Genomic DNA, 21241 nt, shown 5'->3' on the forward strand with positions numbered 1-21241 from the left:
GGCAGCTGCAGCGCACGTTGCCTGTCGTGCCGGCCAGTGGCCGGCACTGTCCATCCCAGGGGTGCATCATGTGCGGCCCCACACATGGACGTCCTGATGCGCCGTTTCCTCAGCCTGATATCGCTGGCACTGGCCACTGCGTCCACGCCGGCGTTCGCCGACGAATGCCGCTTCGACAATCGTGCCCAACTGCTGGCGATGTCTCCGGCAGCATTCGACCACGGCCCCGGCGAGGGTTGGGACGCGCTGGTCCGGCGCGCCGGCTGCCAGTTGGAACTGGCTGACCTGTTCGCCGCATACCGGCGCCAGGCCAAGGCAAGCGGCCACCCAGCGTTGGCCTGGCACGAGGCGCAACTGCGCGCCTACGCGGGGCAACGCGATCCGGCCAGCGCGCTGATGCGCTTGACGTACAAGCCGGCGGGCGCCGATCCGGAAGGATGGAACCTTTATGTGGATGCGACCATCGCCTTTCTCGACGACGACCTGCCGGCACTGCGACGTGCCCGCGCGCGGTTGGCGGCGCTGCCGCTGCCGCCGGGCGCCACGCTCAGCGACGGCATGGCCGGAATGCAGGCCAGGCAAGGCCCGCAGCGCGTCGCATGGCCGCCGCGGCTGCAGATCGTGGATGACCTGATCCGCTGCATGTACCAGCCCTACGCACTGGCATCCGAGTCGTGCCCGCAGTCGCAGGACTGAAAGGCGAAACGCCCTGCTCGCGCGGCCGGGTCAGAGCCCTTCCTGCGGAGGGGATCTGACCCCGCAGCTCAGCCGATGGTGCGCTTGAACGGCGGCAGCGCGTCGATGATGCGCTTGCCGTAACGGCGGGTCAGCAGGCGCGAGTCGAGGATGATCACCCGCCCGGTGTCGGTGGAGGTGCGGATCAGGCGGCCGGCGAACTGGGTCAGCGTGCGCAGCGCATGCGGGATCGCGATCAGGTTGAACGCATTGAGCCCACGCGCTTCCACCCATTCGCTCAGGGTGGCGGTCTGCGGATCGGTCGGCACCGCGAACGGCACCTGGGTGATCACCACCGTGGTGCAGGCCTCACCGGGAAGATCCAGACCTTCGCCGAACGAGTTCAGCCCGAACAGCACCGACCCCTCGCCGGCGTCGACACGGCGCAGGTGTTCGTCGATCATGCGCGTCTTCGACATCTCGCCCTGCACCAGCACCTGCTTGCGCTTGGCGGCCGGCATCAGGCCCGCCACCTTCTCCATCTTCCAGCGCGAGGTGAACAACACCATCGAGCCCTTCGTCCAGTCCAGTTCCTTGCCGATGTAGCGCGCCACTTCGCGCGGATGGCCTTCGCGGTCATCGGGCGTGACCGGGAACGGCGGCACGATCAGCTCGGCCTGGTTGGGCAGGTCGAACGGCGAGGACAGCGAGACCATCTCGGCGGTTTCGGGGATGCCGTTGTCGATCGCCAGCGCCTGGAAGTCGCCGCCACCGGTCAGCGTCGCCGAGGTCATCACCACCGAATCCACTTCATCCCACAACAGCTTGCGCAGCACGTGCGCGGCCGACACCGGCGAGCCATGCAGCACCAGGTCGCCATCGCGGGTGGCGGTCACCCAGCGTGCCATCGGTGGCGCGCCTTCCTTGTCTTCGCGGCGCCAGACCTGCCACAGGTTGTACTGCTGCTCGATCATCTCCAGGGCCATGCCGAGGTTGCGCTGCAGGCGCTCGCGCGCCGGATCGTCCGGCTTGCCCTTGGCGACCTGCGCGGTGGCCGCGTGCGCCCAGTTGTAAAGGCTGCGGGTATCGTCGGCCAGCGCCTCGATCGGCTCGCGCCAGGCCTCGGGCAGGCGTCCGTTGGCCGCGCGCCACATCGGCTCCTCGTCGGCCGGCGCCGGCATCCATACCGCCTCGACGTGGTCGCGGAACGCACGCAGGCCCTTGGCCACGTTGCTGGCCGCGTCGATGGCTTCGTTCAGCAGCAGGTTGCCGAGGCGATCCTTGTCGACCGCGCGGTAGGCACCGGCGATCAGGATCTGCAGGCGGCCGGTGCGCTTGGCCATTTCATCCAATGCCAGGCTGGCCGCGCCCTGGTCGATGGCCACGTTGCCCACGTGATGGCCTTCGTCGAGTACCAGCAGCATGTCCGACGGCGCGGCGATCATCGGCTGGCCGTTGTCGCTGTCACCAATGGACAGCGCCGACAGCAGCAGCGCGTGGTTGGTGACCACGATCTGCGCATCGCGCACGGTGTTGCGCGAGCGCAGTACCGCGCACTGCGCCGAGTACGCGCAGCGTCGCCCCGCGCAGCCTGAGGCCGGGGTGGTGATGCGGCTACGCAGGCCAGGGCTGATGGTTTCCGGTGCGTTGTCGATGTCGCCGTCCCAGCTGCCGCTGGTGAAGGCCACGGTGAGGCGCTTGGCGATGTCCATCTCGATCGGCGCCAGCGGGCGGTCGAACAGCGGCTGCTCGTCCTCGAACATGCCGTTCTGCGCGCCCTCGCCGTGCGCCTCGGCGGCGTTGCGCGTGCACAGGTAGCGGGTACGGCCCTTGGCCAGGGCAACGGTCGCCTCCAGGCCGGTGGCCTTGAGGAAGTTCGGAATATCGCGCTCGACCAGCTGCGACTGCAGCGCCACGGTACCGGTGCTGATCACCAGCTTCTTCTTGCTGGCCAGGGCAATCGGCACCCCGGCGGTCAGGTAGCCCAGGCTCTTGCCAACGCCGGTCGGTGCCTCGACCACGCCCACGCCACCGCTGGTGGACAGCGCACGCGACACCACGCCGATCATCTGGCTCTGCGAGCGGCGGGTGGAGAAGCCGGGGGTGTTGGCCTGCAGCGTCGTGTACGCCTTGCGGATCGCGTCCTTCAAGGTGTCATCGAGCTTGCGTGGAGCGGCGACGGTTTCGGTCACGCCAGAACTACCGTAGCGGGGTCAGGCCGGCCATTGTCGCATGGCCGGCCACGGGCTCCGAGGCGCGGGCGCTGAACAGGGTCAGCCGCGTCGCACGATGGCTGGATGCACGCCCCGCAACGCTACCGACGCGGCCAAGGCCGCCATCGGAGTCAGGGTGTAGCGGCGCGCAGCCGCAGCAACCGTACCAGCGCCCAGACCAGCAGGACCGTGCCGACGGCATCCAGCATCGCCAGGCCGAAGTGCACCACGCCCAGCACGGTGCTCAGCTGCGAGATCGCGCCGAAGTCACCGTTGCTGACCATCCACATCGGCACCAGGTTGGCCAGCAGGCTGCCCATGCTGGACGCCAGCAACAGCAGCAGGCCGGTCAGCGCGCCGGTGCGTGCCGGATCGCGCGGCGCGCCCATCACCCAGACCAGGCCGACGCACAGGGCAATCAGCACCGGCAGGCGTACGCCGACCATGGTCAGCAGGGAGACCATCAGAGCCTGGGTATCCATCGATCAGTCCTGCCCGGCGAAGGCGCCGGCACCGGCGCGCAGCTGCTGGTAGACCTCGTCGGTCTGCGGGCGTACGGCATGCCACTGCAGGAAGCTCTCCGCCGCCTGCTCGACCAGCATGCCCAGGCCATCGACCGTGTTGCGGCACTGCGCGGCGCGCGCCCAGGCCAGGAAGGCGATGGCGGCCTCGCCGTAGTTCAGGTCGACGGCCGTGGTCATCGAATTGACCAGCGACAGCGGCAGCTTGAACTCGGCGTCGCGATCGCGGCCGGCCGAGGTGGCGTTGAGGATCAGTTCGAAATCACCGAGGTCGCGCAGATCATCCCAGTAGCGGCTGAGCGCGCGGCCCGGCTCGCCCATGGCATCGATCAGTTCATCGGCACGTTCCGGCGTGCGGTTGACCACCACCAGTTCGGTGATGCCGGCATCCAGCAGCGCCGGAGCGACGCTGCGCGCCGAACCACCGGCGCCCAGCAGCAGCACGCGGCGGCCGCGCAGGTCCAGGCTGTGGCGGTCGGTGAGGTCGCGCACCAGGCCGATGCCATCGGTGGTGTCACCGTGCCAGCGGTCGCCCTTGCGCAGCAGGGTATTGACCGAGCCGGCGCGACGCGCGCGTGCGGTCAGCGTAGTGCACACCGAGAACGCCGCTTCCTTGTGCGGTGAGGTGACGTTGGCACCGACACCGCCTTCGGAGGCGAACGCCTCCAGCCCGGCCAGGAATGCATCCGGGGCGAGATCGATGCTGCGGTAGTCGAGGGAGATGCCTTCCTGGCGACCGAACGCCGCATGGATCTGCGGCGACTTCGAGTGGGCGACGGGGTGTCCGAAGACGGCGTAACGATCGGTCATGGAATCCTCAAGCTGGCTAGACTGGTGCTCTTTCGTGCATGGACCTGGATGATGCGTATCGCCCCGACCCTGCTGGTGCTCGCCGCCAGTCTACTCTCTGCCCCGGTGGCGATGGCGTTGAACGAGTACGGCATCGAAGGCATGGGCGTGGTCTCCACCCGTGCCGATGAAGGCCGGGCCACGATCAGCGCCGATGGCCAGCGCATCGTCTTCGCCCGCCGTGGCGAGGCCGGCTGGGGGCTGTGGCAGGCGAGCGTGGTCGACGGCCGCTGGCAGCAGGCGCAGGCGTTGCCGCTGGCGGTGTCCGGCGAGGTGCGCGATCCGTATTTCAGCCGCGATGGCCGCTGGCTGCTGTTCGCCGCAGGCCGCGAGGGCCGGTCGGGGCTGTACCGGGCGGCGATCGCCGCCGATGGCAGCGTGGGGGCGCCGCAAGCGCTGGCAGGCGATGGTGGCCGCCATGAAGAGCGCGGGCCGGCATTGAGCGCGGACGGGCGACAGCTGCTGTTTGCCCGCCAGCAGGGCCGTGGTGCCGGCTGGGACCTGTTCGTGGCCTCGTTGGACGCGCAGGGCGTGCGAGGCCCGGCGACGGCATTGCAGGCATTGAACAGCCCCGCCGATGAAGCCGATGGCGACTGGCTGGGCAGCGCTGGCGCGGTGGCCTTCAGCCGTGGCAGCGGTGACACCGCGCAGGTCTGGACCAGCGGTTGTGCATGGACGGGCGCTGCGCTGCAGCCGATCGGACTGTCGTTCAACCAGGCCAGCGGCTGGACCGGCGCGCCGGTGGTCGACAACGCCAAGCCGGGCGAAATGATGGTGGCCAGCAGCGCGGCGAAGTCGCCCCGCGCCGGTGGCGTGGATGTATACCGGCTGGCCGTGCCGAAGGTGGCGGCAGTGCCCGGGTGCATGCAGTAGATCCACGCCATGCGTGGATGAGCGTTTGGTGGATACCGACCGCCCCCCCGCTCCGGTAGGTGCCGACCTTGGTCGGCACAGAAACAAAACCGCCAACCAAGGTTGGCGGCTACCAGTAGATCCACGCCATGCGTGGATGACGCCTTCTGGCCGGTGCCAACATCGGCCGGCGCACGGAGCGCCAACCAAGGTTGGCGACTACCAGTAGATCCACGCCATGCGTGGATGACGCCTTCTAGCCGGTGCCGACATCGGTCGGCACACGGAGCGCCAACCAAGGTTGGCGACTACCAGTAGATCCACGCCATGCGTGGATGACGCCTTCTGGCCGGTGCCAACATCGGCCGGCGCACGGAGCGCCAACCAAGGTTGGCGACTACCAGTAGATCCACGCCATGCGTGGATGGCCCGGGTCCCGGGCCACGGCGCTCAGCGCGACAGCACCTTCGCGCGCTGCTGTTCGTACTCCGCTTCGCTGAGCTGGCCGTTGTCCTTGCGCCGGTTCAGTGCGGCCAGTTCGGCCTGCACGCTTTCCGGCACGGCCTGCTCGCGGGCAACCCGGGCCGCAGCGGAGAGCTGCTCCGGCGGGCGCCGCGCGGCGCGCCAGGCAGCAACGAACACGCCGACGATGATGGCCCCGAACACCAGCGTACCGGTGCCCCAGATCAACCATTGCATCCAACCCATTTCAGGTCCCATCGCGTGTTCCTCCGTCCGTCGTGGGCGCTATTGTCAGCGCTCGCGCAGCCAACGCGCCACCTGCGGCGCGAAATAGGTCAGCACGCCATCGGCGCCGGCACGCTTGAAGCCCAGCAGCGATTCCAGCACGCAGGCGCGCTCGTCCAGCCAGCCGTTGGCGAACGCCGCCTTCATCATCGCGTACTCGCCACTGACCTGGTAAGCGAAGGTCGGAACCCCGAAGGTTTCCTTCACCCGCCGCACCAGGTCCAGGTACGGCATGCCCGGCTTGACCATCACCATGTCCGCGCCCTCCTCCAGGTCCAGGGCGATCTCGCGCATCGCCTCGTCACCATTGGCCGGGTCCATCTGGTAGGTCTTCTTGTCGGCCTTGCCGAGGCTGGCCGCACTGCCCACCGCATCGCGGAACGGACCGTAGAACGCCGACGCGTACTTGGCCGAGTAGGCCATGATGCGCACGTTGAGGTGGTGGTCGGCGTCCAGCGCACGACGGATCGCACCGATGCGGCCATCCATCATGTCCGACGGCGAAATGATGTCCGCGCCTGCCTCGGCATGCGACAGCGACTGCTTGACCAGCGCTTCGACGGTGATGTCGTTGAGCACGTAGCCCTTGTCATCGATGATGCCGTCCTGGCCGTGCGTGGTGTACGGATCCAGGGCCACGTCGGTCATCACCCCCAGCTCCGGGAAGCGCGACTTCAGCGCGCGGATCGCACGCTGCGCCAGGCCGTCCTCGGCCCACGCCGCCGAGGCATCCAGCGACTTCTGCGAGGCATCCAGCACCGGGAACAGGTCGATCACCGGGATGCCCAGTTCCAGCGCTTCCTCGGCCACCTTCAGCAGCTCTTCGATCGACAGCCGCTCCACACCCGGCATCGACGGCACCGCCACGCGACCGGCCGGTTCGTGCACGAACACCGGATAGATCAGGTCGTCGGTGGTCAGCGTGTTCTCGCGCATCAGGCGGCGCGAGAATTCGTCATGGCGCATGCGCCGCGGGCGGTAATGGGGATGAGGCATGGCAGGCTCCGGGGAGTGGCTATTGCAACAGGTAGCCCTGCGGCAGCAGGGGTGCGGGCAACGGGCGTTCGCCGAGGGCGTCGAGCTGGTCGATCTCGATGGTGCGCACCAGCGCGTCCAGCGGCAGGTCGTTCGGCTCCAGGCCGAACGGGTCTTCCATTTCTTCACCCAGCTGGTCCAGTCCGAAGAAGGCGTAGGCCAGCACCGCCGACAGCACCGGCGTGGCCCAGCCCAGCGAGCTGGCCAGGCCGAACGGCAGCAGCACGCAGAACATCCACGCGCAGCGGTGCAGCAGCAGGGTGTAGGCGAACGGCAGCGGGGTGGTCAGGATGCGTTCGCAGCCAGCCTGGATCGAGGACATCGCGTGCAGGCGCTCTTCCAGCTGGACGTAAAGAATGGAATCGAGCGTGCCGGCGCGACGGGCCTGGGCCAGTTCGGCGGCGATCATCGCCAGCAACGCATCGGGCACGTTCTCGCGCTGGGCGAGCTGCCCGCGCTGTTCCTCGTCCAGCCATGGCACCGCCGCCAGCGCGACGTCGCGGGCGCGCAGGCGCGCGGCCAGTGCATGGGCGAAGGCGGTGGTCAGGTAGCCGATGCGCTGGCGGCGCGGTGCGTCATCGGCCAGCAGCACCTGTACCTGCCGCGCCAGCGAGCGCGATTCGAAGACCAGTTGGCCCCACAGCTTGCGGCCCTCCCACCAGCGGTCGTAGCAGGCGCTGTTGCGGAAGCTGAGGAAGATCGACAGGACCAGGCCGAGCAGGGTGAACGGGGTGACCGAGACGCGCTCGATGCCGATCGGCGGCGCCATTTCCACCACCGCGGCGACCGCGATGGACAGGACGAGGATGGCCAGCACCTTCGGCGCGATGGCCGGAACGATCGAGCCACGCAGGATGTACAGCAGTTGCCAGCCGTGGGGACGGGAACGAATGATCATGGGAGCAGCCGCGCAGGGCGCGGTTCGACAGGCACGCGGGGGGCTCGCGCAGCCGCCCATTCTACTCCCTGCCCGGCCGGCGGCCGTGTCCCTGCGACGCCCGGTCGCACCGGCCCGGCCGGCTCAGATCACGCCGCCGCCCAGCCCCAGGCGCAGGATGCCGACCACCACCACGATGCCGTTCAGGATCAGCCCGGTCCACGCCCGGCCGCGCTTGCTGGGGTGGGTGAACAGGATGCCGAGCGCGGCGATGATCGCGCCGACCGCGGCGAACGGGATCAGGAACCAGTTGCCCCAGCCCAGCAGCGGTATCAACGCCAGGATCATCCACAGCAGCGCCAGCACGCCCCACAACAGACTGATCACACCCATAGCGCCCTCCCGTGGTTGTTCATGCGCCAACCATAGCCGTTCCCGGCAGCGCCGCCTACCGCCGTTGCCGTCAGCCTCACCGGCCCCGTGCTAGCGTGCGGCCATGGGTCGAGCCCCGATGTTGGCGCCGATTCAGAGTGCCCGGCTGATGATCCGAACCAGTCCTACAGGGGTATACGCCATGAACATCCGTTGGGTCGCCTTGGCGGCCATGCTGCTGACCGTTGCCGGTTGCGCCAGTACCTCCAAGGTCATGCTGGGCCGCGCCCGCGCGCCGATCGATCCGTCCCAGGTGCAGATCTATTCGACGCCGCCCGCCGGTTCGCAGGAAATCGCCCAGCTGGAATCGTCTTCGGCGGTGGGCTTCGGCACGCAGGGCCAGACCGATGCCGCCGTGGCTCGCCTCAAGCGCGAAGCGGCTGCACTGGGTGCCAACGGCGTGATCCTGATGGGCGTGGGCAGCAGCGGCTCACCGGTCGGCATGTCGGTGGGTGCCGGCAGTTACGGTTCGCACGTGGGCGGCGGCGTGGGCATCGGCATACCGACGACGCAGAAGCGCGCCGCCGGCGTGGCGATCTGGGTACCGGATCCGGCGCCGCCGGCACGCCTGCCGACGCAGACGATCACCCCGCAGCGCTGACGTGGCGGTAGTGCCGGCCGCTGGCCGGCAACCGCAGGCAAAGGCAATGCCGGCCAGCGGCCGGCACTACCGGTCAGTTCTTCCTGTATTTCGGGACGAACTGCTGCTGCACGGCTTCGGCCAGCTGGTCCGGCGGCAACAGGCCCTGGTCGAGCAGGAAGTTGTTGAACGCCAGGCGGTCGAACTTCGCGCCCAGTGCCAGCTCGGTCTGCATGCGCAGTTCGAGGATGCGGGTGTAGCCGTAGAAGTAGCTGCCCGCCTGGCCCGGCATGCGCACCATGTAACGGTCCAGTTCCTGGGTGGCCATCGCCTTGGACAGACCCACCTGCTCGATCAGCACGCGCTCGCCGTTGGCACGGTCGGTCAGGCCGAGATTGAGCATCGGGTCCAGCATCGCGCGGGCGGCACGCAACAGGCGGAACTGCAGCGCGATCATCTGTCCGTCCAGCGGCTCGTACGGCACCATCTCCGCCTCGGCATACAGCGCCCAGCCTTCCACGTTCACCGAATTGAACGCGAACATGGTGCGCGCCAGCGACACGCCACGCTCGACCATCGCGGTGAACTGCAGCTCGTGGCCCGGGCGGCCTTCATGCGCGCTCAGCGTCCAGGCCGCCGAACCGAAGTTGAAGTCGTCGTACTGCGCACCCGCACCGGCGGCCGGGTTGCCCAGCGGCAGCACGAAGGTGCCCTGCTGCCCGGTGTTGTTGACCAGCGGCGCAGGCAGGAAGTGCGGTGCCGGGCTGGCAGCGCTTTCGGCGGCCGAGCCCAGGCGCATCTGCATCGCGCGCTGCGGCACGTCGACGATGCGGTGTTCGCGGATCAACGGATCGATGGCATCGATCACCTTGCGGTAGTGGCCTTCAAGCTGGTCATCGGCAATCTTCTCGCCCTTCAGCGCGCGGATCACCGCCACCGGGTCGCTCGGATCACTGACCTTCAGGCCCTTCTCTTTCACCACCAGCGGCGCCAGCTGGCGCATCGCCGAGCGGGTTTCCATGAACTCCAGCTGCGCGCGTTGCATCAGCAGCTTCGGGTCGATATCAATGCCGACCTGCTTGAGCTGGTAGGCGTACAGCGGAGCCGGCAGGCGCGCATCGGCACGTGCCTTCGGCAGCACCTCCTTGCGGGTCCATGCGGCGTAGTCCTTCATCTGTGCGGCAAGCGCCTTCATCGCCTCGTCGGCACCAGCGACCTGGTACTTCTTCAGCAGCGACTCGATGCCGGTGATGTAGGTCTCGACGTTGTCCAGCGACTGCTGCACTTCGATCTTCGTCGGCTGCAGCAGCGTGCTGTCCTTCAACCGCTCTTCGTAACGCTGGCGGGCCAGCGTGGTGAACGCGGTGCCGCCCGGCTGCAGGCCCGCATACGCCTTGAGGCGATCGACCGCCTTGGCCCGGCGCTCGGCCGGCACCTGGTCGGACAGCAGCAGGTTGAGGCCGCTGAACACGCTCTGCGGCGCATCACGCCACGGCAGCAGGTACTTCTGGTTGAGCCCGCTGCCTTCGATGCTCTGGTTGGCGGCGGCGATCATGATCTCCAGGTCCTGGCGGACGTTGGGATCCTTCTCGCTGGCCAGCTTGGCCTTCAGTTCGTCGCGGGCCTTGGCCATCGCGGCGCGGTAGCGCTGGTCGTTGTCCGGGCCGAGGTCGGCGACCTTGTCGTCATAGCCGGGCACGCCGAAGAAGCCGGTCTCCTCGGGCTGGAACGGCCCCTGCGCATCCAGCAGGATCTGCGCCAGCGCGTTGCTGCGCGCGACCCAGGCCGGGCTGGCCGGCGTGGAGGCCTTGGCGGCCGGTGCGGCCAGGGCCGGTGGGGCCGACAGCAGCGGGGCGGCGGTCAGGGCCAGGGCGATGGCAAGCGCGATCGGCTTCATGGAGCACTCCAGGACAGGGTTGCCCGCACCCTACGCGCTCACGGCGGTGGCGACAATCGGCCGGAGGTCACGCCATCTACAACGCTGCCGTCAGCGCGCATTCGCCACGATCGCGACAGGCCTGCAGTTCGCATTCGCCGGCCGCCTCGGCATCATCCAGCGCGCTCAGGTCGAAGGTCTGCTTGTCTTCGGCCAGCACGTACATCACCGGGTAATCCCACACGTCGTCGCTGCGGGTGCCCTTCACGAACAGGCGGCCGTGCGCATGCGGTCCTTCCAGCGCCACGGTCAGGCCAACGTCGCGCTCGCCGTTGATGGCGGTCTGCATGCTGCCCAGCGGCAGCGTGCCGGCCTGCAGCGGTTCCCCGAACACCTGCACCAGTTCGACGCTGCAGCCGGCGCGGCGCATGGCCTCGCGCATCGGCGCACTGTCGTGCGCGGCCTCGGTCCAGCGCAGCAGGCTCCAGGCGATGGCGCCGCCCAGTGCGGCCAGGAACAGCAGCACCGCCAACGGCATCGCCCAACGCCAATGCCGGCACCACCAGCCGGAAGCCAGGGTGGAGGGAGCAGGAATCGGCGGCGGCAGGGTCATGGGCGGGCTCCTTCCCGGATGATGATCAAGGTTTCAGGCAACGCCCCAGGAAAGCTTCGGCAACGCGGTAGCGATGCAGTGCGTCGGCACCGGACAGGCCGTGCTTGGCACCGGGGTAGGTCATCAGTTCAAACGGCTGGCCGCGCTTCTGCAGCGCGCTCATCAGGCTGGTCGAATTGGTGAACAGCACGTTGTCGTCGGCCATGCCGTGGATCAGCAGCAGCGGCGAGCGCAGGCCCTCGATGTGGGTCAGCACGCGTGCTTCGCGGTAACCGGCGTCGTTGCGCGACGGCAGGTCCATGTAGCGCTCGGTGTAGTGGCTGTCGTACAGGCCCCAATCGGTGACCGGTGCGCCGGCCACGCCACAGGCGTAGCTGTCCGACGCCTTGGCCAGCAGCATCAGGGTCATGTAGCCGCCGTTGGACCAGCCCTGCACGCCGATGCGCGCCGGGTCCACCCACGGCTGCTGCTTCAGCCAGGCCACGCCGCGCAGCTGGTCGGCCACTTCCACCGTGCCCTGCTTGCCATACAGCGCGCCACCGAAGTCACGGCCGCGGCGCGGGGTACCGCGGTTGTCCAGCGAAAACACCACATAGCCCTGCTGGGCCAGGTACTGGTTGAACAGATGGTCGCCACGGCCAGGCCAGCTGTCGGTGACGGTCTGGCTGGCCGGGCCGCCATACACGTACACAGCCACCGGATAGCGCTTGGCCGGGTCAAAGCCTGCCGGCTTGATCACGCTGTAGTTCAGCGGCGTCCTGCCGTCGGCCGCGGTGAGCGTGCCGAATTCGACCGGGCGCTGCGCGTCGCGGTAGCGTGCATACGGATGCTTGGGATCGGCCAGATCGTTCTCGACCAGGGTGGCGATCTTCTCGCCATTGGCGCGGAACAGTTCGATCTGCGGCGGCGTGCTGCTGTTGGACCAGCTGTCCACGTACACGCTGGCGTTGCGCGCGAAACTGGCGCTGTGCATGCCCGGTGCCTTCGACAGGCGCTGCGGCTGGCCGCCCTGCAGCGGCACGGCGTAGATCTGGCTTTCGCGCGCCGATTCGATGCCGGCACGGAAGTACGCCAGGCCGGCCTTTTCATCGACCGCCAGCAGTTCATCCACCGACCAGTTGCCGTGGGTCAGCGCGGTGGCCTTGCCCTTGCTGTCGATGCGGTACAGATGCTGGAAGCCAGTGCGCTCGGACGACCACAGCACGATGCCGTCGTCGAGGAAACGCAGGCTGTTGTGCAGCGGCACCCAGGTCGGGCTGGTCTCGTGGGCCAGCACGCGCTGCTGGTTCGAGGCCAGGGTGACTTCCACCAGGTCGAGCTTCTTCTGGTCGCGCGACTGGCGCTGGAAGCTCAGGTGCTGCGGATCGCGCCAATCGACGCGGGCCAGGTAGATGTCCTGTTCCTTGCCAAGGTCGATCCACTGCGTCTGCGCATGTTCGGCCGGCGAGATCACGCCCAGCTTCACCTGCACGTTGGCATCGCCGGCGGCCGGGTAGCGCTGTTCGATCACATCGGTGCGGTCGGCATAGACCTCGTAACGCTTCTGCACCGGCACCGGGCTTTCATCGATGCGGGCGTAGGCGATGGCCGAATCGTCGGGTGCCCACCAGTAACCGGTATGGCGATCCATCTCCTCGTCGGCGACGAATTCGGCGATACCGTTGCCGATGGTCGTGCTGCCATCCCCGGTCAGCTGCATCTGCTTTCCGCTGGCCAGGTCGATCACCCACAGGTTGCGGCCGCGGATGAAGCTGACGAAGCCGCCCTTGGGCGACAGCTTGGCGTCGGTGGCAAAGCCTTCGCCGTGGGTCAGCTGGCGCACCGCGGCCTTGCCTTCCTGCTTGAGGTCGTACAGGTACAGCTCGCCGCCCAGCGGGAACAGCAGGCGCTGCGCGTCCGGCGACCACTGGTAGTCGACGATGCCGGTCATGGCGGCGATGCGCTGGCGCTCGCGGCGGGCCTTTTCCTCGTCGCTGAGGGTTTCGGTGCCGGGCAGCACCACCTTCGAATCCACCAGCAGGCGGGTCTGGCCGCTGCCGATGTCATAGCTCCACAGGTCCAGCTGGTTGCGGTCGCTGTCCTTGCCGCGCAGGAAGGTCACGCGCGAACCATCCGGCGCCACCTTCGGCTTCATCAGGGTCGGGCCGGACAACGGCAGCGGGCCGGTGATGGCTTCCAGGGTGAGTTTTTCAGCGTGGGCGACGGTACTGGTGGCAAGCATGAGGGCGAGCGAGGCGAACAGATGGCGCATGGAGGATCCCGGCAAACGGCAGGTCCGCCACCGCGACAGGCGCGGGACGGTCAGCGTCCATCCTAACCAAGGCGGTGCAGGAAGACAGCATGACCTTCTGCCCATGAGGTCTTCCCATAATGAGTGCCGACCAACGGTCGGCACCCACCTTCCCGGGTCAGCGCTTGCCGAACAGGTGCCTGCGCTCTTCGTCGCTGAGCGGCTTGCCCGCGTCCGGGTTTACCTGCTGGCGCAGCGCATAGGCGCGCTGGGTCGCCGGGCGGGCGGCGATGGCCTGGTGCCAGCGCTTGAGGTTCGGGAACGCGTCGAAGTCCGCCGGCAGCTTGTCGTAGGCGCCAACCCACGGGTAGCTGGCCATGTCGGCGATGGTGTACTCCTCGCCGGCCAGGAAGGCGTGCTCGGCCAGGCGCTTGTCCATCACCCCGTGCAGGCGGCGCACTTCATTGTCGTAGCGCTCGATCGCGTACGGGATCTTCTCCGGCGCGTACACATTGAAGTGGCCCATCTGCCCGCTCATCGGGCCCAGCCCGGCCATCTGCCAGAACAGCCATTCCAGGGTGGTGACGCGGCCACGCAGGTCGGCTGGCAGGAAGCGGCCGGTCTTCTCGGCCAGGTACAGCAGGATCGCACCGGACTCGAACACGCTCTGCGGGGCACCGCCGTCGGCCGGGGCGTGGTCGACGATGGCCGGCATCTTGTTGTTGGGGGAAATGGCCAGGAATTCCGGCTTGAACTGGTCGCCCGAACCGATGTTGACCGGATGGATGCGGTACTCCAGGCCGGCTTCTTCCAGCAGCAGGGTCACTTTGTGGCCGTTCGGGGTAGGCCAGTAATACAGGTCGATCATGGCGGCGGCTCTGGGGTACGGAAAGGAACCTGAAGTCTAGTGCGTGCGTTGGCTTGGCACCGTCATGGCGGGCCGGTAACCTCGCCTCTCCCCCGAAACGCAGCATCCTCCGCATGAGTGCAAACCGACCGCTACTGTCCCCGCTGTCCAGCCTGATCTTCGCTACCCGCTGGCTGCAGCTGCCGCTGTACCTGGGTTTGATCGTTGCCCAGTGCGTTTACGTGTTCCTGTTCGGCAAGGAACTGTGGCACCTGATCTCGCACTCGGTGTCGATGGGCGAGCAGCAGATCATGCTGATCGTGCTGGGCCTGATCGACGTGGTGATGATCTCCAACCTGCTGGTGATGGTGATCGTCGGCGGCTATGAAACCTTCGTCTCGCGCCTGCGCCTGGAAGGCCACCCGGACCAGCCGGAATGGCTGAGCCACGTCAACGCCAGCGTGCTGAAGGTGAAGCTGGCGATGGCGATCATCGGCATCTCCTCGATCCATCTGTTGAAGACGTTCATCGCAGCCAGCCCGCTGAACGGCCTGCCGCTGTGCAAGCCGGAGCAATGGGCTGCGGCGGCTTCGTCGGCATCGGCAAGCTTCTACAACGCCGGCGCCGATACCTGCACCACCCTGACCCCCGATGGCGTGCTGTGGCAGACCATCATCCACTGCGTGTTCATCCTCTCGGCCATCGGCATCGCCTGGACCGACAAGCTGATGTCCAACAGCCACAGCAAGGCTGTCGCGCACTGACATCAACGCCGGCGGCGGCACGACTGCCGTTGCCGGCTCCGCTCCCGGCCCTTGTGCGCAAGGGTGGCCGGGATGCTAGATTGCACCCTCGCTACAGGCGACGGTGACGCTGGGAAACGTCCCCCGCCACGCCCGGACCTTGCGTCCCGGCCATGCGTATCTACGTTTTTCGTAACGTCGTCTTCTTAGAGGGGAGCAGGATGTCGCACGTCGCAATGATCGCTGCCGCGCGCCGGTGGTTGCCGGTCGCTCTGGCTTTGGCCCTGGCTGCCTGCTCGGGCAAGGATGAAACACCGGCTCCGGCCGCGCAGGGCGCCGCCGCTCCCGCCGCTGCAGCACCAGCCGCACCGGCAGTGGCCGCCAAGGTGCAGTCGATGGGTACCGAGCAGCTGCGCGAATCGGCCAGCCAGGCACTGCGCGAGAACCGCATGTACGCCCCGGCCGGCGACAACGCGATCGAGTACTACCTGGCACTGCGCGACAAGACGCCGGACGATGCCTCGGTGAAGAGCGCGCTGACCGATCTTCTGCCGTACACCCTGATCGCCGCCGAGCAGCATCTGGGTCGCGAGGATTTCACTGAAGCGCAGCGGCTGGTCGCCCTGATCGAAAAGGTCGATGCCTCGGCCCCGGCCCTGCCGCGCCTGAAGGAAGGCCTGACCAAGGGCGTGCAGGTTGCCGCCAAGCGCACCGAAGACGAGACCGAGAAGGTCAAGAAGGACGCTGAAGACCGCACCAAGCAGCTGGCCGAGCAGCAGCGCCTGACCGAACAGCGTGCCAAGGAAGCCGAAGCGGCCAAGCAGATTGCTGCGCAGCAGGACGTTGCCCGCCGTGACAGCGAGCGCCAGGAAGCCGAGCGCCAGGCTGCCGCGCGTCGCGATGCCGAGCAGAAGCAGCAGCAGGCCGCTGCGCAGCAGGCCAACGCCGCCCGCCAGGTCGCGACCGCCGCTGCACCAAGCCTGCGCCCGGTCAGCACGCCAGCCCCGCGTTACCCGGCCGAAGCACTGCGTTCGGGTACCTCCGGCGAAGTCCTGGTGGAGATCACCGTCGGCACCGACGGCTCGGTGACCAATGCGCGCGTACTGCGCGCCACGCCATCGCGTGTCTTCGATCGCGAAGCCCTCAACGCGGTCAAGCGCTGGCGCTTCGAGCCGGTCACGGCCCCGGTCACCACCCGCCGCACGCTGGTGTTCGCACCGGGCGGCTGATGCCCAAGGCGGTAGCGCCGGGCCGCGCCCGGCGGTTCTGGAGCAAGGCCCGGCATGTCCGGGCCTTGTGCGTTTCAGGCTGCGCTGTCGATCAACCGTTGCAGCGCAGGATCACGCGCGGTCAGCACCTGGAACAGGCCCAGCGCGTGCAGCCCGGGCAGCAGGCCGCGCAGATCAGCTTCGGCGGCGGCTCGGAGGTCGGCATCACGGGCCGGGTCCTGCCACTCCCGCACGGTGGCGAGAAAGGCGCCGACGCTGCCCTTGCGTACGGTGAGGCCGTTCACCTGCACCTCGTTCTGGTGGTCGGGAAGGATGTCGTGCGGCTGCATGGCTTGCTCCTGGGGGGTGGGCGCCCAGTGTCAACGCTCGTCACCTACCGTTCTGCCGTATAACTGCCAATGGATATGGCAGAACAGACATTCCAGACACCACTGATCGACCCTGCGTTGGCTGAGGCCAGCGGCGGGCCGGCCCTGCTCGGCACGCAGCTGGCGATGCCGGGTTCACGGCGCACCGCCCGCCACCAGCACGCGCGCGGGCAACTGCTGGGTGCCCACACGGGTCTGCTGCGGATCGAGGTGGGCAACACCCACTGGCTGCTTCCGGCCGGGCACGTGGCATGGCTTCCGCCGCAGCACCCGCATGCGCTTTCCAGCATCGGCAGCTTCGATGGCTGGAGCCTGTACTTCAACAAGGAGTCCTGCGCGGGACTGCCCACCGCACCCCGCATCTTCCAGCCCAGCGACCTGCTGCAGGTGGCGGTGCCGCGGGCACTGCACTGGTGCGGGCAGGCGTTGGATGCGGGGCAACAGCGCTTGGCTGGGGTGATCATTGATGAGATCGCCGCCGGCACGCCATTGCCGCTGGCACTCCAGCAACCCAGCGACCGCCGCCTGCGCCGCATCGCCGCCGCCCTGGCACGTGCGCCACATGACACCCGCACCGTCGAGGACTGGGCAGTCGCCAGCGGCCTGTCCAGTCGCAGCCTCGCCCGCCGCTGGCAGGCCGAAACGAACATGACCCTGACCCGCTGGCGGCAGCGCCTGCGCGTGCTGCTGGCCCTGCCGCGATTGCTGGCCGGTGAATCCGTCACCACCGTGGCGCTGTCATTGGGCTACGACACGCCCAGCGCTTTCATCGCGGTATTCAAGCGCGAGATGGGAGTGACGCCGGCGCGGTATGCAGACGGAAACGCTTCACAGCGCTGAAATGCACGAGGCCCGGCATGACCGGGCCTCGTGCCACATCCGCCGGGCATGGCCCGGCGCTACCGGTTCCACTCAGCCGGAAATCGCCAGCCGCTCGTTGTGGTAGCGGCGCACGGCGGCGAACCACAGCACGGCGGCCAGCGCCAGGCTGGCGCCGAGGTAAATCGCCCAGATGGTCGGGCTGATGTCCTCGTGGCGGATCACCTTCAGCAGCATCTGGTTCTGCGACAGGAACGGCACCGCGTACTGCCACAGCTCGCTCTTCACCGGGTAAGCCATCAGCGCGTAGCCGGGCAGCATCGGCAGCAGCACCAGCCAGGTCATGTGGCTCTGCGCTTCCTTCATGCTCTTGGCCGCAGCCGAGAGGAAGGTCAGCAACGAGGTGCCGATCAGCAGCATCGGCACCATCACCAGCAGCATCTGCAGCATCGAGCCGATGTTCATGTTGAGCTGCCGGCCGACGTTGCCGGGCGCGATCTGTGCGCTGGCCTTGAACGCGATCAAGGTCAGCAGCAACGAGGCGAAGCCGACCACGCAGGCGGCGGCGATCTTGCCGCTGACGATGGCACTGCGCGATCCCGGGGTCGCCAGCAACGGCTCCAGCGATTGCCGTTCGCGCTCGCCGGCGGTGGCATCCATCACCAGGTACGCGCCGCCGATGAACGAGGTCAGCGTCAGCAGCACCGGCAGCAGCATCGACAGCATCATGCCGCGCTTGGCCTCGGCGCTGGCCATGTCCTGGGTGGCCACATCCAGCGGTCGTGCAACCTGTGCGTCGACGCCACGCGCCATCAGCCGCAGCGCACCAACCTGGCCGTTGTAGGTTGCCAGGGCCGCCTGCAGCCGCGCACTGGGCACTTCGGCGGCACGACGGGTGCTGTCACGGATCACTTCCACCAGCGCGGGCTTGCCATCGGCCCAGTCCTTGCCGAACTCAGGGCTGATGCGCAGGGCGACGTCGATCTCCTGCGAGCGGATCGCTTCGGCCAGATCCTTCGGTGCCGGCGCGGCGTTCAATCCCTGCGCCGCCAGGAAGCGCACCAGGTTCGGCGCATTCTCCGCACCGATGGTCGGGATCTGCAGCGGCTGTTCGATCTGGATCCGCACGCGGCTTTCCGCCAGCTTGCCCATGCCCAGGATCAGCAGCGGGTACAGCACGGGGCCGAACAGCAGGGTCAGCAGCAGTGTGCGGCGGTCACGCGAGAGGTCGCGCAGTTCCTTGCGCATCACCGTCATCAGGGTCGACATCATGCTCATACGTGCAGGCCCTCTTCGCTGCCGATCAGTTTCACGAACGCATCTTCCAGGTTGGGCTCGCCGGACTGCGCGCGCAGTTCATCGGCACTGCCGGCGGCCATCACCGTACCCTTGGCGATGATCACGATGTGGTCACACAGCGCGCCGACCTCCTGCATGATGTGGCTGGACAGGATCACGCAGCGCCCTTCCTCGCGCAGGCCCAGCAGGAAGCGGCGCAGCGCGCGGGTGGTCATCACGTCCAGGCCATTGGTGGGTTCATCAAGGATCACGTTGCGCGGGTCGTGCACCAGCGCGCGGGCAATGGCGGTCTTGGTGCGCTGGCCCTGCGAGAAGCCATCGGTCTGCCGATCGAGGATGTCGGCCATGTCCAGCGCATGGGACAGCACTTCGATGCGTTCGCGGATGCGCGACGCCGACAGGCCATGCAGCTCGCCGAAGTAGGCGATGTTCTCGCGTGCGGTCAGCCGCTTGTAGACGCCACGTGCATCCGGCAGCACGCCGAGGTGGCGACGCACTTCCACCGGATCGCGGGCTGCGTCGATGCCATCGACGGTGATGCTGCCTTCATCGGGCGTCATCAGCGTGTACAGCATGCGCATGGTGGTGGTCTTGCCGGCGCCGTTCGGCCCGAGCAGGCCGGTGATGCGGCCATCCTCGGCGCGGAAGCCGACATCGGCCACCGCCTGGATGCGACCGGTGCGGGTATTGAAGGCCTTGTGCAGGTTGTCGGCGACGATCATGGGGCCCATCCGTTGAACGAGGTGAACGCCGGCACGTAGCTCAGCGTGTCCAGGCAGCTGGCATCCAGCGCCTTGGCATCGGTGGTGTCGATGAACTGGCCGATCAGGCGTGGCATGCAGCCGGCGGTGAGGGTGCCGTGGCCTTGGCCGCGGGCAACCAGCGCGCGTCCCTTCGGCAGGCCCTTGAGCACCTGCTCGGCGTAACGCGGCGGCGTCACCGGGTCCAGTTCGCCGGACAGCAGCAGCACTGGCAGGTCGCTGTGCAGCGGCACTGCCGCAGCCGCCGCAGCCGGTTGGTGCGGCCACACCGGACAGGCGGCGAAGAACGCGCGCGCCACTTCCGGGCCGACCAGGCTGTCGCTGCTTTCGACCGGCGCCTGGTAGCGCGGAGCGTCTTCGCTGCAGATCACCGACCACTGCATGCCGCGGTTGATCTGGAAATCCATGCTGCGGGTCGCACCGCGCGCCAGCGACGCCAGTGGTGCATAGCGACCCTGTGCCGCTTCATCCAGCACCAGCGGCAACAGCGAGGAGTACTGCGGTACGTAGGAGAAGGCGAACGCCAGGCCGACCACGCTGTCCGGGGTCAGCACGTCCTGCCGCGGTGCGTTGGTGCCGGGGTCGCGGTAGTCGACCGTGACCGGCGCGCGGCGCAGGGTTTCCACCACGCTGCGCAGCTGCGCACGGGTGTCGACCGGGAAGCGCTTGCTGCAGACAGCATCCTTGCGGCACTGCTCGGACTGCAGGGTGATCGCGTTGTCGAAGGTCGTGGCGAAATCGCCTCCGACCACCAGCTCGTTCGGTACCACGCCATCGATCACGATGCTGCGGGTGTGCTGCGGGTACGCGGCCGCGTAGCGCTGGGCAACGCGGGTGCCGTACGAGCCACCGACCAGGTTCAGCGTGTTGGCGCCCAGCGCCTGGCGTACCGCGTCCAGATCGGCGATGGCTTCGGCGGTGGTATAGAAGCGCGGATCGGCACGGCCCTTCAGCGACGCAGCGCAGCGCTCGGCGTACTCGCGCAGCAGCGCCTCGCTGGGCGCAGCGTCTTCATCCATCGGCAGCTCCTTGCCGTCCGCGCCCAGGCAGCTGAGCGGATTGGAGCCGCCGGTGCCGCGCTGGTCGATCAGGAAAATGTCGCGCTGCTTGCGCACCTGGCGCAGTGCCGTATCGACGATGACGGCCACCTCGCTGGCCGCCTGGCCAGGTCCGCCGGCCAGGAAGAACACCGGGTCCGGCAGGCCCGAACCGCTGTTGCCCGACTCCAGCCAGGCCACGCGCAGATCGATCCTGCGGCCATCCGGCCTGCTCCGGTCTTCGGGCACCTGGAACGTCGCGCACTGCGCCTCGACGTTGGCATTGGCGCCTTCGGTGGCCAGCGTGCAGGGGCGGAAATCGATCTGGCCGTAGCGGCGGCTGGGTGTATCGCCCGCGCCGTCGGACCCTGCCTGCGGCGGTGCACTGCAGCCGGCAATCAGCATGCTGGCCAGCAACCCGGCCCGCGCGAAATGGTGTCTTTGCATCGTGCGTGATTCCCCTGGGGATGTTCCTGTCCACCACGACGGTGTGCCGCGGCAGATGTGACCAATCGAATGTGACCCAACTTACACGCGCCGGACGCTGGCGGCGACAGGCGGATGTCCTGGGCCGGCGTCGGCACGGCCACCAGGCGGTTGCGACCCTCGGCCTTTGCCCGGTACAGGGCGGTATCGGC

21 protein-coding genes are annotated in these 21241 nt (G+C 68.1%); 6 read left to right on the plus strand and 15 right to left on the minus strand.

Annotation, left to right across the window (positions count from 1 at the left end; genetic code table 11):
• Positions 1-96 precede the first annotated feature (96 nt).
• Positions 97-696, plus strand: a complete 600-nt coding sequence (locus CLM74_RS20390) for a hypothetical protein (protein ID WP_105164836.1) — start codon at positions 97-99, stop codon at positions 694-696.
• A 68-nt stretch (positions 697-764) separates the two neighbouring features.
• Here CLM74_RS20390 and dinG read toward each other — a convergent pair whose 3' ends face one another.
• The 3 genes from dinG to aroE all read right to left on the minus strand — a co-directional run bounded on the left by dinG (position 765) and on the right by aroE (position 4219).
• Positions 765-2867, minus strand: coding sequence for an ATP-dependent DNA helicase DinG (gene dinG, locus CLM74_RS20395; protein ID WP_105164837.1), 2103 nt, complete (start codon positions 2865-2867; stop codon positions 765-767).
• Between the two features lie 152 nt (positions 2868-3019).
• Complete coding sequence (locus CLM74_RS20400) at positions 3020-3370, minus strand: hypothetical protein (RefSeq protein ID WP_088101842.1); 351 nt, start codon at positions 3368-3370, stop codon at positions 3020-3022.
• A 3-nt stretch (positions 3371-3373) separates the two neighbouring features.
• A complete protein-coding gene (gene aroE, locus CLM74_RS20405; protein WP_033832490.1) occupies positions 3374-4219 on the minus strand; it encodes a shikimate dehydrogenase in 846 nt (281 codons plus the stop codon).
• Positions 4220-4267: 48 nt separating this feature from the next.
• On the opposite strand from aroE, the gene CLM74_RS20410 reads away from it, so the two are divergent.
• A complete protein-coding gene (locus tag CLM74_RS20410; RefSeq protein ID WP_105164838.1) occupies positions 4268-5131 on the plus strand; it encodes a PD40 domain-containing protein in 864 nt (287 codons plus the stop codon).
• A 429-nt stretch (positions 5132-5560) separates the two neighbouring features.
• Here the strand turns inward: CLM74_RS20410 and CLM74_RS20415 are convergent, their stop codons facing one another.
• From CLM74_RS20415 to CLM74_RS20430, 4 genes are all read right to left on the minus strand, one after another.
• Complete coding sequence (locus CLM74_RS20415) at positions 5561-5830, minus strand: SHOCT domain-containing protein (protein WP_025877541.1); 270 nt, start codon at positions 5828-5830, stop codon at positions 5561-5563.
• A 33-nt stretch (positions 5831-5863) separates the two neighbouring features.
• Positions 5864-6853 (minus strand): porphobilinogen synthase, encoded by a 990-nt coding sequence (hemB, locus tag CLM74_RS20420; RefSeq protein WP_025877543.1) that lies wholly within the window; start codon positions 6851-6853, stop codon positions 5864-5866.
• Between the two features lie 19 nt (positions 6854-6872).
• Positions 6873-7790 carry a bestrophin family ion channel gene (locus tag CLM74_RS20425; RefSeq protein ID WP_033832492.1) on the minus strand — a complete coding sequence of 306 codons (918 nt, stop codon included), beginning with the start codon at positions 7788-7790 and terminating at the stop codon, positions 6873-6875.
• Between the two features lie 123 nt (positions 7791-7913).
• Entirely contained in the window at positions 7914-8162 is a 249-nt protein-coding gene (locus tag CLM74_RS20430; protein ID WP_032952021.1) for a hypothetical protein, read from the minus strand.
• Positions 8163-8343: 181 nt separating this feature from the next.
• Here CLM74_RS20430 and CLM74_RS20435 point away from each other — a divergent pair, with 181 nt between their 5' ends.
• Positions 8344-8802 carry a hypothetical protein gene (locus tag CLM74_RS20435; RefSeq protein ID WP_025877548.1) on the plus strand — a complete coding sequence of 153 codons (459 nt, stop codon included), beginning with the start codon at positions 8344-8346 and terminating at the stop codon, positions 8800-8802.
• Between the two features lie 73 nt (positions 8803-8875).
• On the opposite strand, the gene CLM74_RS20440 is transcribed toward CLM74_RS20435, so the two are convergent.
• The 4 genes from CLM74_RS20440 to CLM74_RS20455 form a co-directional block, all read right to left on the minus strand.
• On the minus strand, positions 8876-10678 hold the full coding sequence (locus tag CLM74_RS20440) for a DUF885 domain-containing protein (protein ID WP_105164839.1): 1803 nt from the start codon (positions 10676-10678) through the stop codon (positions 8876-8878).
• A gap of 76 nt (positions 10679-10754) precedes the next feature.
• Positions 10755-11270 carry a cytochrome c oxidase assembly factor Coa1 family protein gene (locus CLM74_RS20445; RefSeq protein WP_032976843.1) on the minus strand — a complete coding sequence of 172 codons (516 nt, stop codon included), beginning with the start codon at positions 11268-11270 and terminating at the stop codon, positions 10755-10757.
• A 25-nt stretch (positions 11271-11295) separates the two neighbouring features.
• The gene (locus CLM74_RS20450) at positions 11296-13521 is read right to left on the minus strand and encodes a DPP IV N-terminal domain-containing protein (protein WP_105164840.1); all 2226 of its coding nucleotides are present in this window, start codon (positions 13519-13521) and stop codon (positions 11296-11298) included.
• Between the two features lie 157 nt (positions 13522-13678).
• The gene (locus CLM74_RS20455) at positions 13679-14368 is read right to left on the minus strand and encodes a glutathione binding-like protein (RefSeq protein ID WP_099844093.1); all 690 of its coding nucleotides are present in this window, start codon (positions 14366-14368) and stop codon (positions 13679-13681) included.
• Positions 14369-14481: 113 nt separating this feature from the next.
• On the opposite strand from CLM74_RS20455, the gene CLM74_RS20460 reads away from it, so the two are divergent.
• Positions 14482-15111 (plus strand): TIGR00645 family protein, encoded by a 630-nt coding sequence (locus CLM74_RS20460; RefSeq protein ID WP_025877555.1) that lies wholly within the window; start codon positions 14482-14484, stop codon positions 15109-15111.
• A 200-nt stretch (positions 15112-15311) separates the two neighbouring features.
• Positions 15312-16319 (plus strand): energy transducer TonB, encoded by a 1008-nt coding sequence (locus CLM74_RS20465; RefSeq protein ID WP_033832495.1) that lies wholly within the window; start codon positions 15312-15314, stop codon positions 16317-16319.
• 74 nt (positions 16320-16393) lie between these two features.
• Here CLM74_RS20465 and CLM74_RS20470 read toward each other — a convergent pair whose 3' ends face one another.
• Positions 16394-16648 (minus strand): hypothetical protein, encoded by a 255-nt coding sequence (locus CLM74_RS20470; RefSeq protein WP_105164841.1) that lies wholly within the window; start codon positions 16646-16648, stop codon positions 16394-16396.
• A 75-nt stretch (positions 16649-16723) separates the two neighbouring features.
• On the opposite strand from CLM74_RS20470, the gene CLM74_RS20475 reads away from it, so the two are divergent.
• Positions 16724-17527, plus strand: a complete 804-nt coding sequence (locus tag CLM74_RS20475; protein WP_105164842.1) for a helix-turn-helix transcriptional regulator — start codon at positions 16724-16726, stop codon at positions 17525-17527.
• Between the two features lie 72 nt (positions 17528-17599).
• Here the strand turns inward: CLM74_RS20475 and CLM74_RS20480 are convergent, their stop codons facing one another.
• From CLM74_RS20480 to CLM74_RS20490, 3 genes are read right to left on the minus strand one after another with little or no spacing between them, the layout of a single operon-like run.
• Entirely contained in the window at positions 17600-18784 is a 1185-nt protein-coding gene (locus CLM74_RS20480) for an ABC transporter permease (RefSeq protein WP_025877563.1), read from the minus strand.
• Positions 18781-19527 carry an ATP-binding cassette domain-containing protein gene (locus CLM74_RS20485; RefSeq protein ID WP_105164843.1) on the minus strand — a complete coding sequence of 249 codons (747 nt, stop codon included), beginning with the start codon at positions 19525-19527 and terminating at the stop codon, positions 18781-18783. The genes CLM74_RS20480 and CLM74_RS20485 overlap by 4 nt, the downstream gene beginning before the upstream one ends.
• Positions 19524-21050, minus strand: coding sequence for an alpha/beta hydrolase (locus CLM74_RS20490; protein WP_105164844.1), 1527 nt, complete (start codon positions 21048-21050; stop codon positions 19524-19526). The genes CLM74_RS20485 and CLM74_RS20490 overlap by 4 nt, the downstream gene beginning before the upstream one ends.
• Positions 21051-21241 lie beyond the last annotated feature (191 nt).

The organism is Stenotrophomonas sp. MYb57 (assembly GCF_002966815.1).
Lineage (GTDB): Bacteria > Pseudomonadota > Gammaproteobacteria > Xanthomonadales > Xanthomonadaceae > Stenotrophomonas > Stenotrophomonas indicatrix.

Excerpts from the sequence above, each read along its gene's own strand:
- CLM74_RS20390 (WP_105164836.1), top strand. The coding sequence starts at position 97 with ATGCGCCGTTTCCTCAGCCTGATATCGCTGGCACTGGCCACTGCGTCC.
- CLM74_RS20400 (WP_088101842.1), bottom strand. The coding sequence starts at position 3,370 with ATGGATACCCAGGCTCTGATGGTCTCCCTGCTGACCATGGTCGGCGTA.
- aroE (WP_033832490.1), bottom strand. The coding sequence starts at position 4,219 with ATGACCGATCGTTACGCCGTCTTCGGACACCCCGTCGCCCACTCGAAG.
- CLM74_RS20410 (WP_105164838.1), top strand. The coding sequence starts at position 4,268 with ATGATGCGTATCGCCCCGACCCTGCTGGTGCTCGCCGCCAGTCTACTC.
- CLM74_RS20415 (WP_025877541.1), bottom strand. The coding sequence starts at position 5,830 with ATGGGACCTGAAATGGGTTGGATGCAATGGTTGATCTGGGGCACCGGT.
- hemB (WP_025877543.1), bottom strand. The coding sequence starts at position 6,853 with ATGCCTCATCCCCATTACCGCCCGCGGCGCATGCGCCATGACGAATTC.
- CLM74_RS20425 (WP_033832492.1), bottom strand. The coding sequence starts at position 7,790 with ATGATCATTCGTTCCCGTCCCCACGGCTGGCAACTGCTGTACATCCTG.
- CLM74_RS20430 (WP_032952021.1), bottom strand. The coding sequence starts at position 8,162 with ATGGGTGTGATCAGTCTGTTGTGGGGCGTGCTGGCGCTGCTGTGGATG.
- CLM74_RS20435 (WP_025877548.1), top strand. The coding sequence starts at position 8,344 with ATGAACATCCGTTGGGTCGCCTTGGCGGCCATGCTGCTGACCGTTGCC.
- CLM74_RS20440 (WP_105164839.1), bottom strand. The coding sequence starts at position 10,678 with ATGAAGCCGATCGCGCTTGCCATCGCCCTGGCCCTGACCGCCGCCCCG.
- CLM74_RS20445 (WP_032976843.1), bottom strand. The coding sequence starts at position 11,270 with ATGACCCTGCCGCCGCCGATTCCTGCTCCCTCCACCCTGGCTTCCGGC.
- CLM74_RS20450 (WP_105164840.1), bottom strand. The coding sequence starts at position 13,521 with ATGCGCCATCTGTTCGCCTCGCTCGCCCTCATGCTTGCCACCAGTACC.
- CLM74_RS20455 (WP_099844093.1), bottom strand. The coding sequence starts at position 14,368 with ATGATCGACCTGTATTACTGGCCTACCCCGAACGGCCACAAAGTGACC.
- CLM74_RS20460 (WP_025877555.1), top strand. The coding sequence starts at position 14,482 with ATGAGTGCAAACCGACCGCTACTGTCCCCGCTGTCCAGCCTGATCTTC.
- CLM74_RS20465 (WP_033832495.1), top strand. The coding sequence starts at position 15,312 with ATGTCGCACGTCGCAATGATCGCTGCCGCGCGCCGGTGGTTGCCGGTC.
- CLM74_RS20470 (WP_105164841.1), bottom strand. The coding sequence starts at position 16,648 with ATGCAGCCGCACGACATCCTTCCCGACCACCAGAACGAGGTGCAGGTG.
- CLM74_RS20475 (WP_105164842.1), top strand. The coding sequence starts at position 16,724 with ATGGCAGAACAGACATTCCAGACACCACTGATCGACCCTGCGTTGGCT.
- CLM74_RS20480 (WP_025877563.1), bottom strand. The coding sequence starts at position 18,784 with ATGAGCATGATGTCGACCCTGATGACGGTGATGCGCAAGGAACTGCGC.
- CLM74_RS20485 (WP_105164843.1), bottom strand. The coding sequence starts at position 19,527 with ATGATCGTCGCCGACAACCTGCACAAGGCCTTCAATACCCGCACCGGT.
- CLM74_RS20490 (WP_105164844.1), bottom strand. The coding sequence starts at position 21,050 with ATGCAAAGACACCATTTCGCGCGGGCCGGGTTGCTGGCCAGCATGCTG.